Annotated in this window: 12 protein-coding genes; 6 read left to right on the top strand and 6 right to left on the bottom strand. The window is 61.7% G+C overall.

The genetic code is table 11. The features are described from left to right. The first annotated feature begins 67 nt into the window (after nt 1–67). The 4 genes from trpB to AC07OT_RS11010 all read left to right on the top strand — a co-directional run bounded on the left by trpB (nt 68) and on the right by AC07OT_RS11010 (nt 4493). Nucleotides 68–1294: a tryptophan synthase subunit beta gene (trpB, locus tag AC07OT_RS11025; RefSeq protein ID WP_027608134.1), complete on the top strand. Its 1227-nt coding sequence runs from the start codon at nt 68–70 to the stop codon at nt 1292–1294. Continuing rightward, nucleotides 1295–2104 (top strand): tryptophan synthase subunit alpha, encoded by an 810-nt coding sequence (gene trpA, locus AC07OT_RS11020; RefSeq protein ID WP_065926830.1) that lies wholly within the window; start codon nt 1295–1297, stop codon nt 2102–2104. It abuts the gene before it with no gap. 135 nt (nt 2105–2239) lie between these two features. Then, the gene (locus AC07OT_RS11015; protein WP_027608136.1) at nt 2240–2680 is read left to right on the top strand and encodes an anti-virulence regulator CigR family protein; all 441 of its coding nucleotides are present in this window, start codon (nt 2240–2242) and stop codon (nt 2678–2680) included. A gap of 160 nt (nt 2681–2840) precedes the next feature. Next, nucleotides 2841–4493: an FAD-binding oxidoreductase gene (locus AC07OT_RS11010; RefSeq protein WP_495108067.1), complete on the top strand. Its 1653-nt coding sequence runs from the start codon at nt 2841–2843 to the stop codon at nt 4491–4493. A gap of 36 nt (nt 4494–4529) precedes the next feature. Here AC07OT_RS11010 and AC07OT_RS11005 read toward each other — a convergent pair whose 3' ends face one another. From AC07OT_RS11005 to AC07OT_RS10980, 6 genes are all read right to left on the bottom strand, one after another. Next, nucleotides 4530–5840, bottom strand: a complete 1311-nt coding sequence (locus AC07OT_RS11005; protein ID WP_027608138.1) for an MFS transporter — start codon at nt 5838–5840, stop codon at nt 4530–4532. A gap of 115 nt (nt 5841–5955) precedes the next feature. Beyond that, nucleotides 5956–7104 (bottom strand): galactonate dehydratase, encoded by a 1149-nt coding sequence (gene dgoD, locus AC07OT_RS11000; protein WP_003170741.1) that lies wholly within the window; start codon nt 7102–7104, stop codon nt 5956–5958. Between the two features lie 47 nt (nt 7105–7151). Further along, entirely contained in the window at nt 7152–7772 is a 621-nt protein-coding gene (locus AC07OT_RS10995) for a 2-dehydro-3-deoxy-6-phosphogalactonate aldolase (protein ID WP_027608139.1), read from the bottom strand. A gap of 1 nt (nt 7773) precedes the next feature. Continuing rightward, a complete protein-coding gene (locus AC07OT_RS10990; RefSeq protein WP_495108066.1) occupies nt 7774–8739 on the bottom strand; it encodes a 2-dehydro-3-deoxygalactonokinase in 966 nt (321 codons plus the stop codon). 177 nt (nt 8740–8916) lie between these two features. Next, complete coding sequence (locus AC07OT_RS10985; protein WP_027608141.1) at nt 8917–9243, bottom strand: DOPA 4,5-dioxygenase family protein; 327 nt, start codon at nt 9241–9243, stop codon at nt 8917–8919. Between the two features lie 31 nt (nt 9244–9274). Next, nucleotides 9275–10225 carry a choline sulfate utilization transcriptional regulator gene (locus AC07OT_RS10980; RefSeq protein WP_141156376.1) on the bottom strand — a complete coding sequence of 317 codons (951 nt, stop codon included), beginning with the start codon at nt 10223–10225 and terminating at the stop codon, nt 9275–9277. 103 nt (nt 10226–10328) lie between these two features. Between AC07OT_RS10980 and betC the strand changes: the two genes are divergently transcribed. Together betC and choX are read left to right on the top strand one after the other, a co-directional pair. Continuing rightward, nucleotides 10329–11843, top strand: coding sequence for a choline-sulfatase (gene betC / locus AC07OT_RS10975; protein ID WP_495108065.1), 1515 nt, complete (start codon nt 10329–10331; stop codon nt 11841–11843). Nucleotides 11844–11859: 16 nt separating this feature from the next. Further along, on the top strand, nt 11860–12774 hold the full coding sequence (gene choX / locus AC07OT_RS10970; RefSeq protein WP_065937893.1) for a choline ABC transporter substrate-binding protein: 915 nt from the start codon (nt 11860–11862) through the stop codon (nt 12772–12774). Nucleotides 12775–12921: the final 147 nt, after the last annotated feature.

Below are 12921 nucleotides of genomic sequence, written 5' to 3'. Positions count from 1 at the left end.
GCGCCGGATGTGAGGGGTAGAGTGGCCGTCATTGCTTCCCATACAGAATTCCTACCTGGAGCGTCCCATGACTCAGTCCCAGACCGATCTGCGCAACGGCCCTGACGCCAACGGCCTGTTTGGCGCGTTTGGCGGCCGCTACGTCGCCGAAACCCTGATGCCGTTGATCCTCGACCTGGCCCGCGAATACGAAGCGGCCAAGATCGATCCGGCGTTCAACGAAGAATTGGCCTACTTCCAGCGCGACTACGTCGGCCGCCCCAGCCCGCTGTATTTCGCCGAGCGCCTGACCGAGTTCTGCGGCGGCGCCAAGATCTACCTCAAGCGCGAAGAGCTGAACCACACCGGCGCGCACAAGATCAACAACTGCATCGGCCAGATCCTGCTGGCGCGGCGCATGGGCAAGAAACGCATCATCGCCGAGACCGGCGCCGGTATGCACGGCGTAGCCACGGCCACCGTGGCCGCGCGTTTCGGCCTGCAGTGCGTGATCTACATGGGCACCACCGACATCGAGCGCCAACAGGCCAACGTGTTCCGCATGAAGCTTTTGGGCGCTGAAGTGATCCCCGTGGTCGCCGGTACCGGCACCCTCAAGGACGCCATGAACGAAGCCCTGCGCGACTGGGTGACCAACGTCGACGACACCTTCTACCTGATCGGCACCGTGGCCGGCCCGCACCCGTACCCGGCGATGGTGCGCGACTTCCAGGCCGTGATCGGCAAGGAAACCCGCACCCAACTGCAAGCCCAGGAAGGCCGCCTGCCGGACAGCCTGGTGGCATGCATCGGCGGTGGCTCCAACGCCATGGGCCTGTTCCACCCGTTCCTGGACGACACCAGCGTCGAGATCATCGGCGTTGAAGCGGCCGGCCACGGCATCGAAACCGGCAAGCACGCCGCCAGCCTCAACGGCGGCGTACCGGGCGTGCTGCACGGCAACCGTACCTTCCTGCTGCAGGATGACGACGGCCAGATCATCGACGCCCACTCGATTTCCGCCGGCCTCGACTACCCAGGCATCGGCCCGGAACACGCCTGGTTGCACGATATCGGCCGTGTCCAGTACACCTCGGTGACCGACGATGAAGCCTTGGACGCGTTCCACAAATGCTGCCGCCTGGAAGGGATCATTCCTGCCCTGGAAAGCGCCCACGCCCTGGCCGAAGTGTTCAAGCGCGCACCGACCCTGCCGAAGGATCACCTGATGGTGGTCAACCTGTCCGGCCGTGGCGACAAAGACATGCAGACCGTGATGCACCACATGGAACAGTCTCAGCAGGAGAAACACTAAATGAGCCGCCTGCAAACCCGCTTTGCGCAACTCAAGGAACAAAACCGCGCCGCCCTGGTGACCTTCGTCACGGCCGGCGACCCGGGTTATGACACCTCGCTGGCGATCCTCAAGGGCTTGCCCGCTGCGGGCGCCGATGTGATCGAGTTGGGCATGCCCTTCACCGACCCGATGGCCGACGGCCCGGCCATCCAACTGGCCAACATCCGCGCGCTGGAAGCCAAACAGAACCTGCTGAAAACCCTGCAGATGGTGCGTGAGTTCCGCAAGGACAACAACGATACCCCGCTGGTGTTGATGGGCTACTTCAACCCGATCCACAAATACGGTGTGCCTAAGTTCATCGCTGACGCCAAAGAGGCCGGCGTCGACGGCCTGATCGTGGTCGACATGCCGCCAGAACATAACGGCGAGCTGTGCGACCCGGCCCAGGCCGCAGGTATCGACTTTATCCGCCTGACCACGCCGACCACCGATGACGTGCGCCTGCCGACCGTGCTCAACGGCAGTTCCGGATTCGTGTACTACGTATCCGTGGCCGGTGTGACCGGCGCTGGCGCCGCGACCCTGGAACACGTCGAGGAAGCCGTGACCCGCCTGCGTCGGCATACCGACCTGCCGATCAGCATCGGTTTTGGTATACGCACACCGGAACAGGCGGCCGCCATCGCGCGCCTGGCTGATGGTGTGGTGGTGGGCTCGGCCCTGATCGATCACATCGCCAATGCCAGTAACGATCAACAAGCAATCGATGGCGTATTGAGCCTGTGCGCGGCACTGTCGGAAGGTGTGCGCAACGCCCGTAAGTAAGCGCCATGTAGCGAGAGGTAAAGTTCCTGATACAGAGGAATCAACGCGCGCAATCACGGCCTAAACAGCAAGACCAAGGGATTTCGAACCGCGTTCGAGATCCCTTTTTTGTATGTGTGCCCTGAGGAATACCCGATGAAAATGCCCAAATCCGTGATTGCAGGTCTTGGTGTGCTGGTGCTTGGCGCCAGCGCCCTGGTGCAAGCCGCGCCGCCTGACCAGCGGGGTGACGACCGTGGCGGCCCACAAGGCCAGCACGAGCAACGTGGCGACGACCATCGCGGCCCGCAGGACAACCGTCGCGGAGGCCCGCCCCAGGACTTCGGCCCGGTACGCCAGATCATTCACGACAACCACGGCCAGTTCTCCCGTGGCGCACCGCCGCCGCCGAATGTGCGCCTGGTGCGCGGCCAACCCCTGCCGCGCGGCTACTACGGCGAGCGCCTGGACAACCGTGCGCTGGCGCGCCTGCCGGTGTACCCGGGTTATGAGTGGCGCCGTTCGGGGCCGGATGTGGTGTTGATCGCGGTGGGTACCGGTATCGTCTATGAAATTCTGGACGGCGTGCTGAACTGATCCGGGCTTTTTCCATATAGGCTAGGCTTGAGGGGGAACCCCCCCTCAACACACTTCGTGCCTATTGCCGTCTAACCACCTCTGCAAGTCACGCCTTCTTGCGTTGCCGGTCGTTAAGTTAGCTGCATCAGAAGTCATTATCGTCTCCCAGGAGTCCATCATGGCATTTGATCTCATCACCCCCTCGGACCGTCGTCATTCCACGTTGCAAAAGGGTTTCAACCTGCGCTGGCCATTGGGTAACGTCCAGGGCGAGTCTTCGGCCAACGGCGCCAACCTCATCTACCTCTGCCGCAACCCACAAGACATCCTCGACGCAGCCGCCCAGGCCCTGGCTGTGCCCAACGGCCGCATCACGGTGCGCAGCGGCGGGCATTGCTATGAAGGATTCGTCTCTAACAAGATGCCGGATGCGCCGGGCGAGGTGTTGTCGATCCTGGACATCGGCCAGATGAACCAATTGGCCTACGACCCCAACGGGCAAATCGGCTCCGTGCTGGTACCCGCGTCACCCCATCGCTATGCATTCCGCCTGGAGCCCGGCTGCCAGAACTGGGATACCAGCGTCGCGCTGTACAAATTGGCAGGCAAGGCGCTGCCCAGTGGATCCTGCTATTCGGTGGGACTGGGCGGGCATATCTGCGGCGGCGGCTATGGGTTGCTGTCGCGTAAATACGGGCTGGTCTGCGACTGGCTGGACGGCGTCGACCTGCTGGTCGCCAACGCCTCCGGCTCGGGTCTTGAACCTGTCCATGTGTCCCGTAACAGCCTCGACACCGATGAGCTGGACCTGTTCGCCGCCTGTTGCGGCGCCGGTGGCGGGCAGTTCGGCATCATCACCAGTTACTATTTCAAGACGCTGCCGCAAGCCCCGGAGGAAGTGCTCTGGCTGCCATTGGAATGGGACTGGTCAAACCTCACACGCGCCGCCCTCGAACGTTTGCTGCACGCCTATCAAAACTGGTTCGTGGATCATCAGGCCGACCCGAAAACCTGGGGCCTGGCCACCAAACTGGAGATGCGCCACCTCAATACTGGCAACGTGACCCTCGGCATTCACTACGTCGACAAGGACGGGAAGCTCGATGACCTGGCGCCTTTCAACGACTTTGTCAGCAGCATGCAGGCCGCGGTGGGCGTCAGTGCGACAGAGTCGCTCCTGCCGTTCCACGTCGTGCATCAGCCACGTGGTCGGCAAAAGGGTCGCCGGATCGATTCACTGCGGAGCGCCCACAAAAGCGCCAGGCGTCTGGACTGGTTGTACGCCACCCAATCACTCAACGGCTCCGGCGACAATCAGCGCGGCCGGTATAAATCGGCGTATCAGAAAGGCGGATTTACACAGCGCGTGCTGGATGCGATCTGGACGACGCTGAACTTGCCGGACGATCAGCAATACCTGACCCAGAGCCTGATCCAGATCCAGTCATTTGGCGGGCGCATCAACCAGATGGACGGCCCGATCCTGGCGCAGACGTCAGCCGCGCAACGCTCCTCGTACCTCAAATGGCAACCGCAGTGTTACTGGCACGCCGACGATGACGCCATCGACCGCGCCCATGCCGACTGGATCCGCGGCCTCTATTACGCTGCCTTCACCAACGGTGTTCCCAATGACCCGGAGTTCGAGGGCTGCTACATCAACTACCCCGACCTGGACATGACCCACCTCGGTGGCAATCCCGCGAACGCCAAGAACCCCCTGTGGTATGGAATTTTCTTCCCCAACACGATCATCGAGAACCGTCTGCGCCGAACCAAGCAACGCTGGGATCCGTCGAATGTGTTCCGTAACGAAATGTCGGTGCCCTGAGCCCGGCCAACGGGCGGCCCGCAGGCCGCCCACTGTTTACAGCTCGATCCGCTCGACCTTGCCCACCAGCAGCACATAGGAGAGTGCGCCCAACAGCGCCAGCACGGCGATGTAAGTGATCGCCGGGGCAAACGAATCGCCGCTGGCCAGGAAACCGATGACGATCGGCGTGGCAATCGCCGCCAGGTTGCCGATGAAGTTGAACACCCCGCCGGTCAGTCCCAGCAGACGTGCCGGGGCAAGGGTCGAGACCAGCGACCAGGTGATCGAGGCCAGGCCATTACCGAAGAACGCCAGGGCCAGGAAAGCGATGACCAACGGTGTCGATTCGACGAAGTTGGCGCCAATGATCGCCGTCGAGATCAACAGGCCGCTGATGATCGGCAACTTGCGGGCAAACCCCACCGAGGCGCCACGGCGGATCAGCCAGTCGGAAAACAACCCCGAACACAGCACGCCGACGAAAGCCGCGAGGAAGGGCAGCGACGCGAGCATGCCGGACTTGATGAAATCCATGCCGCGGTATTTCACCAGGTAGGTCGGGAACCAGGTCAGGAAGAACCACAACGTGGAGTTCAGGCAGAACTGCCCCAGGTAGATACCCCACAACTTGCGCTTGCTCAGGACAATGCCCAGGTCGACCCAACTGAAGGGCGCCTTGCTCTTGCTCGCTTGTGCGCTCAAGTCCACCAGCCCGCCGCCTTCGCGGATCAACTCGATTTCAGCGGCGTTGACGCCTTTGAAGTCCCGAGGCTCGCGATACAGGGCATACCAGATCGCCGCCCACAGAATGCCCACGCCGCCGGTCACGACAAACACCATGTGCCAGCCGTAATGGTGCTGCAACCAGGCCAGGACCGGCGTCAGGAACGCCAGCCCGACAAACTGCCCGGAGGTGTAGAAGCCAATGGCCGTGGCGCGCTCACGCTCGGGGAACCAGCTGGTGACCACGCGACTGTTGATGGGGTAAGCCGGTGCTTCCAGGGCACCCACCGCCATGCGCAGCACAAACAGCGCAATGAAGCTGGCGGCAAAACCGAGCATCACGGTGGCGATGGACCACAGCAACAGGGCGGCGGTGTAGAGGATACGCGGCGGCACCCGGTCCACCAGCCAGCCGCCGGGGATCTGCATGGCGGCGTACGTCCAGCCGAACGCGGAGAAAATCAGCCCGACATGTACCGGGTCGATGCCCAGCTCACTGGTCAGCGCCGGAGCGGCAATCGACAGGTTGCTGCGGTCGAGATAGTTGATCACCACGGTGATAAACAGCAGCACCATGATGAAGTAGCGCTTTCGGGTAGGCGTGACTAAAGAAGCCTGCCCGCTCAAGGATTCAGGTTGCATGGTAGGTGCCTCTTCTTATATTTGTTGAGGAAGGGACTTTTGCAGAAACCGGATCAACATGTGGGAGGGGGCAAGCCCTCTCCCACATGTTTGACCGTGTTCTTTCAGGCAGACATCACCACTCGGCAAAGCTGCCGTCGGCGTGGCGCCAGATCGGGTTGCGCCAGCGGTGGCCGATGGCTGCGCGTTCGATCACGTATTCCTCGTTGATCTCGATACCCAGGCCCGGCCCGTTGGGGATCTTCACAAAGCCCTGGTCATAGTCGAACACGCCCGGGTCGCGCACGTAGTCGAGCAGGTCGTTGCTCTCGTTGTAGTGAATGCCCAGGCTTTGCTCCTGGATAAACGCGTTGTAGCAAACCGCATCCAGTTGCAGGCACGCCGCCAAGGCAATCGGGCCCAACGGGCAGTGCAAGGCCAGGGCCACGTCGTAGGCTTCGGCCATGTTGGCGATCTTGCGGGTTTCGGTGATACCGCCCGCGTGGGAAGCATCCGGCTGGATGATGTCGACGTAGCCTTCGCTGAGCACGCGCTTGAAGTCCCAGCGCGAGAACAGGCGCTCGCCCAGGGCAATCGGGGTGCTGGTCAGGGGCGCCAGTTCCTTGAGGGCTTCGTAGTTTTCGCTGAGCACCGGCTCTTCGATAAACATCAGTTTGTACGGGTCGAGTTCTTTCATCAGCACCTTGGCCATGGGCTTGTGCACACGGCCATGGAAGTCGACGCCGATGCCGACGTTAGGGCCGACCGCATCGCGCACGGCCGCGACGTTGGCCAGGGCCAGGTCGACTTTTTCGAAGCTGTCGACGAACTGCAACTCTTCGGTGCCGTTCATTTTCACCGCAGTAAAGCCACGGGCTACGGCCTCTTTGGCGGCGCGGGCGGTGTCGGCCGGACGGTCGCCACCGATCCAGGAGTACACGCGGATCTTGTCGCGTACCTGGCCACCCAACAGGTCGCTGACCGATACGCCCAGGGCCTTGCCCTTGATGTCCCAGAGCGCCTGGTCGATACCGGCGAGGGCGCTCATGTGCACGGCGCCGCCACGGTAGAAGCCGCCGCGGTAGAGCACGGTCCAGATATCTTCGATATTGCGTGGGTCCTTGCCGATCAGGTAATCGGACAGTTCCTCGACCGCCGCAGCCACGGTGTGAGCGCGGCCTTCGACCACGGGCTCACCCCAGCCGGTCACGCCCTGGTCGGTCTCGACCTTGAGGAAGCACCAGCGCGGCGGGACGATAAAGGTCGTCAGTTTGGTGATTTTCATCTGTTATCTCTCTTATAGATGCAGCGCCAGGGGCGCGGAACTTGATCTCAGCTCAGGGCTTTCCAGGCGGCGACATAAGCCTGGGCGCGGCTCGCTACCTGATCCACTGTCATACCCGGTTTGAACAACCCGGAACCCAGCCCGAACCCCTTGGCGCCGGCGTCGATAAACACCTGCATGTTGTCCGGGGTAATGCCGCCCACCGGCAGCAGCAACGTGCCTGCCGGCAATACCGCCAGCCACGCCTTGATCACAGAAGGGCCCATTTGCTCGGCCGGAAACAGCTTCAACACGTCGGCGCCTTCGTCCAGCGCGGCGAACGCTTCGGTGGGCGTGGCCACACCCGGCGACAGGTACAGGCCAGCGGCCTTGGCGGCGCGCAGGACCTTGGCATCGCTGTGGGGCATGACGATCACTTGGCCACCGGCAGCTTTCACCTGCTCGACCTGCGCAGGCGTCAACACCGTACCGGCGCCGATCAGGCAATCGGCGGGCAGGCTGTCGCGCAGGATGCGGATGCTGGTGTAAGGGTCCGGCGAGTTGAGCGGGACTTCGATCACGCGAAAACCGGCGTCGTAGAGCACCTGGCCGACCGCCTGGGCTTCGTCCGGGCGCACACCGCGCAGGATTGCGATCAAACCGTTTTGTGCCAGTGCTTGCTTGAGCATGTCAGGCCTCCGTTGCAGGTTGAGTGAGCCCGGCGGCCACTGCCAATTGCCACAGGCCGCGCTCGGTCGCTTCCTGCGCCAGGCTGACGTGGGCGAAACCGCAGAGGGCGAGGGCGCGTTGGTAGCGCACGCAAAGCGGGCCGGCGCCCACCAGGATGATGGGGACGAGCCGTGCACTGGCTGGCAAACCGGCCAGTTCATGGCCGATCAGCAGGCCGGACAGGTAATCGGGCTGCTGCTCAGGGGTAAGTTCGGCAGTCAGCCCAAGGGTGCGCGCACTGAACAGGGTCGACAGCACGCCGCGCTGACCCTCTTTCGACAGCGCCACTTGAACGCCGCGATCAAAAGCCTCGGCCTGGAACTGCGCGGATACCTTTTGCGTACGCCCGAGCAGGCTGTGCTTACTCAGCACCGCGAACAGTTCACCGGTCATGAAGGTATCGAAGTGGGTAATGCAACCTTCCACCACCTCGACCCATTTGGAATGGCTGCCGGGCAGGCCGATCAACAATTCACCACTGGCCGGCAGGCTTTGCAGCACACCCAGCACCTGGGTTTCTTCACCGCGCATCACATTGGGCAAGCCGACCTGCTCGATCACGCCGGGCACGATATGCACATCGACGCCGCGCAGGCTGCGCACCGTGTGCAACGCCTGGCCCAGGCTGGCGACGTCGACCGGCGTATTGCGATATGCCGCCTCGCTCCAGCCCTGGGCGCTGCCGACCATGCCGCAGGCGATCACTGGAAGATGGGGTTGGGCCTCGAGCCAGTCGCCGCATGCCGCATCGAACGCCAACTCGAAGCCATCGCTGCAGTGAACACCGCCGATGTCCCGGGGCTCACTGGGCAAATGCATGATGCCCGACGCCAGCGAGCGCTGTTCCAGCACGACGCCTGCGGGCCCGAGTTTATAAGCACGAAGGGAGCTGGTCCCCCAATCGAGCGCGATCAATTGCGCCTGCATCGCTTCACCTGAAATGAGTGGGTGCTGAAAAAAGCAGATGGGCGAATATAAACCTATGGCCGGCAATATCTCAATATATAAATAACAGTCCCATATAGTGAGACGAAACAAGATAAATCCTACAACTTCCTCGCCTTTTAGTGCGGGAAGAAGCGGGTTTTATCTGATAAAGAGAGGTTAAAAAACCGACAGATCCAGCTCGCGCATCGCACCCATCCAGATCGCGTGATCGGTGTGATCCTTCAGCTCATCGCCGGTTTCAGGGTGCAGAAACACCACCAGCCCATTGCGATGCAGCGCCAGCCACGGCAGCACCACGCCAATGTATTCGGCATCGAACGCCAGCTGGCAGCTCCAGTCCGGGTGCGGGCCTACGGGCCGTTCATGCACACGGCCCATGCGCAGCGGGAACAATTTCGCGCCGTCTTCACATAGGGTGCGCGCCTGGTCGATGGTGCTGGCGTCAAAGTAGATATGGGCATGGTAGCCCTTGATACGTTGCATGACGGACTCCGGATCCAATGTGCGGCAAATCCTAGACCGCAATCGACGGCAGGGCCAGTCCGGTCAGGGACTGCGCGCTGCTGGCCTGTTCTGCCTGCAACCAGTCGACGAAACGTTCGACCAACTGCCCACGCCGCTTGCGCTGGGGCTGCACCACGTAATAGCCAAAGCGCGAAATCACCGTATTGCCGATCGGTCGGCACAACCAGTTCTGTTCCAGCAAGTTATCCACCAAATGGCGCCAGCCGATCGCCACCCCTTGGCCGGCAATCGCTGCCTGGATCAATAAGGTGTAGTTGTCGAATCGCAGCTGGCCGGGCGTGGGCGTGGCGGTGATGCCCAGCTCGCGGAATACGCCACTCCAGTCGAACCACTGGCTGTTGTTTTCCTGGCGCAGGTGCAGCAACGGGTAGTCGGGCAAGGTGTGCACAGTCAAAGGCCTGGCCTGCTCCTTGAGCCACTGCGGGCTGCACACCGGGAATACCTCCTCGTTGAACAGCCACAGGCTGTCGCCCTGCTTGAAACGGCCATCGCCAAACAGCACCGCCACGTCGATGTCGCTACGCAGTGTCGCGTGGTTGCGCTCGCTGGTTACCAGGCTCACGTCCACCTGGGGGTTGGCGGCGTGGAAGCGATGCAGGCGCGGCATCAGCCAGTAGGCGGCGAACGCGAAGTCGGTGGCTACTTGCAGCACTTCATGCTGGTCCTGCTGGGTAATCACACTGAGGCCCTGGTTGATGCTCTGCAAACCGCCTTGCACATGCTCGAACAGCAGGGCGCCGGCGTCGGTCAGTTCGATGCCCCGATAGATGCGGTCAAACAGGCGGATCGTCAGTTGTTCTTCAAGGCGCTTGATCTGCTGGCTGATCGCCGGCTGAGTGGTGCCCAGCTCCATCGCAGCGGCAGTAAAGCTGCGGTGACGGGCTGCGGCTTCGAACGCACGCAGCAAATCGAGGGAGACATCGCCAAGGGCTTCATACATAAGCTGTGCTTATCCTAGACATTGCTTTTCATGGGCTTTACCCCATTTTCCATGGGCTGCATGCTCATTCGCATAAACACTGCCTATGGAATGCCGAAGACCCATGAAGCGCAAGAACATTCTTTTCATCATGGCCGATCAAATGGCCGCGCCGCTGCTTCCGTTCTACGGACCTTCTCCGATCAAGTTGCCGAATTTGAGCCGCCTCGCCGCACAGGGCGTGGTGTTCGATGCGGCCTATTGCAACAGCCCGCTGTGCGCGCCCTCACGCTTCACCCTGGTCAGCGGCCAATTGCCGAGCAAGATCGGCGCCTACGACAACGCGGCGGATTTTCCCGCCGATGTGCCGACCTATGCCCACTACCTGCGGCGCCTCGGTTATCGCACCGCGCTGTCGGGCAAGATGCACTTCTGCGGCCCCGACCAATTGCACGGTTATGAAGAACGCCTGACCAGCGACATCTACCCCGCCGACTATGGCTGGGCGGTGAACTGGGATGAGCCGGACGTACGCCCCACCTGGTACCACAACATGTTCTCGGTGCTGCAAGCCGGCCCGTGCGTGCGCACCAACCAACTGGACTTCGACGAAGAGGTGGTGTTCAAGGCCCAGCAGTACCTGTTCGACCACATCCGCGAAGACGGCGACCAGCCGTTCTGCCTGACCGTGTCGATGACCCATCCCCACGACCCGTACACCATTCCCAAGCCATTCTGGGACCTGTACGACGACAACGACATCCCGTTGCCCGCAACGCCGAGCCAGGCAGACCTCGACCCGCATTCCCAGCGCCTGCTCAAGGTCTATGACCTGTGGGACAAACCGTTGCCTGTGGATAAGATTCGCGACGCTCGCCGTGCCTACTTCGGCGCGTGCAGTTACATCGACAGCAATGTCGGCAAGCTGCTGCAGACCCTGGAAGACACCGGCCTGGCCGACGACACGATCATAGTTTTCTCCGGCGACCACGGCGACATGCTCGGTGAGCGCGGCCTCTGGTACAAAATGCACTGGTTTGAAATGGCCGCCCGCGTGCCGCTGCTGGTCACTGCGCCGGGGCAATTTGCGCCGGGCCGGGTGACCCAGGCCGTGTCCACCGCCGACCTGCTGCCCACCCTGGTGGAACTGGCCGGCGGCGAGCTGGACCCGCGCCTGCCACTGGACGGTCGCTCGCTGGTCCCGCACTTGCAGGGGCAGGGCGGGCATGACGAAGTCTTTGGCGAATACATGGCCGAAGGCACCATCAGCCCATTGATGATGATTCGCCGTGGTGCCTGCAAATTCATCTACAGCGAAGACGACCCTTGTCTACTGTTCGATGTGCACAACGACCCGCACGAGCGGGAAGACCTCAGCCAGTCACCGGAACACCGGCCACTGTTCGAGGCGTTTTTGAATGAAGCGCGGGCCAAATGGGACATCCCGGCGATCCACCAGCAGGTACTCGCCAGCCAACGCCGTCGTCGCCTGGTGTTCGAGGCGCTGACCCAGGGCAAGCTGAAGAGCTGGGATCACCAGCCACTGGTGGACGCCAGTCAGCAATACATGCGCAACCATATCGACCTCGACGACCTGGAGCGCAAGGCACGTTATCCACAACCCTGCCAAAACCAATAAGTACAGAGGGAAGGCCATGCAAAAGTTAACTGCAGTAGTGGGCATGTTGGTGCTAAGTAGCGCCAATGCGTATGCGGACACCCGCTGTGAGACCGTGAAGATGGCCGATCCAGGCTGGAGCGACATTGCCGCGACCAACGCCATTACCGGTTTCCTGCTGAACGGCATGGGCTACAAGGCCAAGGTCGACACCCTGGCGGTGCCGATCACCTTCGGCGGGCTCAAGGACGGCCAGGTGGATGTATTCCTGGGCAACTGGATGCCGGCGCAGCAGGGCTTCTACGACAAATTCGTGGCCAACGGCGATGTGGTGCAGTTGGCGAAGAACCTCGACGGCACCGAGTTCACCCTCGCCGTGCCGGATTATGTGTGGGATGCCGGGGTGCATGACTTTGCCGACTTGAACAAATTCGCCGACAAGTTCGACAAGAAGATCTACGGCATCGGCTCGGGCGCGCCGGCGAATATCTCGCTGCAGGAGATCATCAAGAAGAATGACTTCGACCTTGGCCAGTGGAAGCTGATCGAGTCCAGCGAACAGGCGATGCTCGCCGAAGTCTCACGGGCGGTGAAAAAACAGCGTTTCGTCACCTTCCTCGGCTGGACGCCACACCCAATGAACGTGCAATTGAAAATGCACTATCTCAAAGGCGGCGAGAAATACTTCGGTGATACCGGCAGTGTGTATACCTTGACCCGCAAAGGGTATGCGCAGGCCTGCCCTAACGTCGGCAAACTGCTGACCAACCTGAGCTTCACCCAGGAGATGGAGAACAGCATCATGGCTGAGGTGGCCAACAACAAGGTCAGCAATGCCGACGCGGCGAAGGCGTGGATCAAGGCGAACCCGGCTGTATTGGACAAATGGCTCGACGGCGTGAAAACGGTGGATGGCCAGGATGCGTTGCCGGCAGTAAAAGCCAAACTCTAGGGCCTTGCGCTATTCCAATGTGGGAGGGGGCTTGCTCCCGCTAGCGGAGTGCCAGTCAGAGAGATTTAGACGGGTCCACCTATATCGGGAGCAAGCCCCCTCCCACAAGGACCAGTGTGTACTGATACCCTGAGTCAAACCTTTTCA

It is taken from the genome of Pseudomonas sp. GW821-FHT09C10, assembly GCF_059418085.1.
Note: the sequence above shows the minus strand (reverse complement) of the source record. Positions and strands in the feature narration are given on the sequence as shown.

What these genes read in the sequence shown, in the direction of transcription:
- trpB (WP_027608134.1), top strand. Translation starts at nt 68, where the DNA reads ATGACTCAGTCCCAGACCGATCTGCGCAACGGCCCTGACGCCAACGGC.
- trpA (WP_065926830.1), top strand. Translation starts at nt 1,295, where the DNA reads ATGAGCCGCCTGCAAACCCGCTTTGCGCAACTCAAGGAACAAAACCGC.
- AC07OT_RS11015 (WP_027608136.1), top strand. Translation starts at nt 2,240, where the DNA reads ATGAAAATGCCCAAATCCGTGATTGCAGGTCTTGGTGTGCTGGTGCTT.
- AC07OT_RS11010 (WP_495108067.1), top strand. Translation starts at nt 2,841, where the DNA reads ATGGCATTTGATCTCATCACCCCCTCGGACCGTCGTCATTCCACGTTG.
- AC07OT_RS11005 (WP_027608138.1), bottom strand. Translation starts at nt 5,840, where the DNA reads ATGCAACCTGAATCCTTGAGCGGGCAGGCTTCTTTAGTCACGCCTACC.
- dgoD (WP_003170741.1), bottom strand. Translation starts at nt 7,104, where the DNA reads ATGAAAATCACCAAACTGACGACCTTTATCGTCCCGCCGCGCTGGTGC.
- AC07OT_RS10995 (WP_027608139.1), bottom strand. Translation starts at nt 7,772, where the DNA reads ATGCTCAAGCAAGCACTGGCACAAAACGGTTTGATCGCAATCCTGCGC.
- AC07OT_RS10990 (WP_495108066.1), bottom strand. Translation starts at nt 8,739, where the DNA reads ATGCAGGCGCAATTGATCGCGCTCGATTGGGGGACCAGCTCCCTTCGT.
- AC07OT_RS10985 (WP_027608141.1), bottom strand. Translation starts at nt 9,243, where the DNA reads ATGCAACGTATCAAGGGCTACCATGCCCATATCTACTTTGACGCCAGC.
- AC07OT_RS10980 (WP_141156376.1), bottom strand. Translation starts at nt 10,225, where the DNA reads ATGTATGAAGCCCTTGGCGATGTCTCCCTCGATTTGCTGCGTGCGTTC.
- betC (WP_495108065.1), top strand. Translation starts at nt 10,329, where the DNA reads ATGAAGCGCAAGAACATTCTTTTCATCATGGCCGATCAAATGGCCGCG.
- choX (WP_065937893.1), top strand. Translation starts at nt 11,860, where the DNA reads ATGCAAAAGTTAACTGCAGTAGTGGGCATGTTGGTGCTAAGTAGCGCC.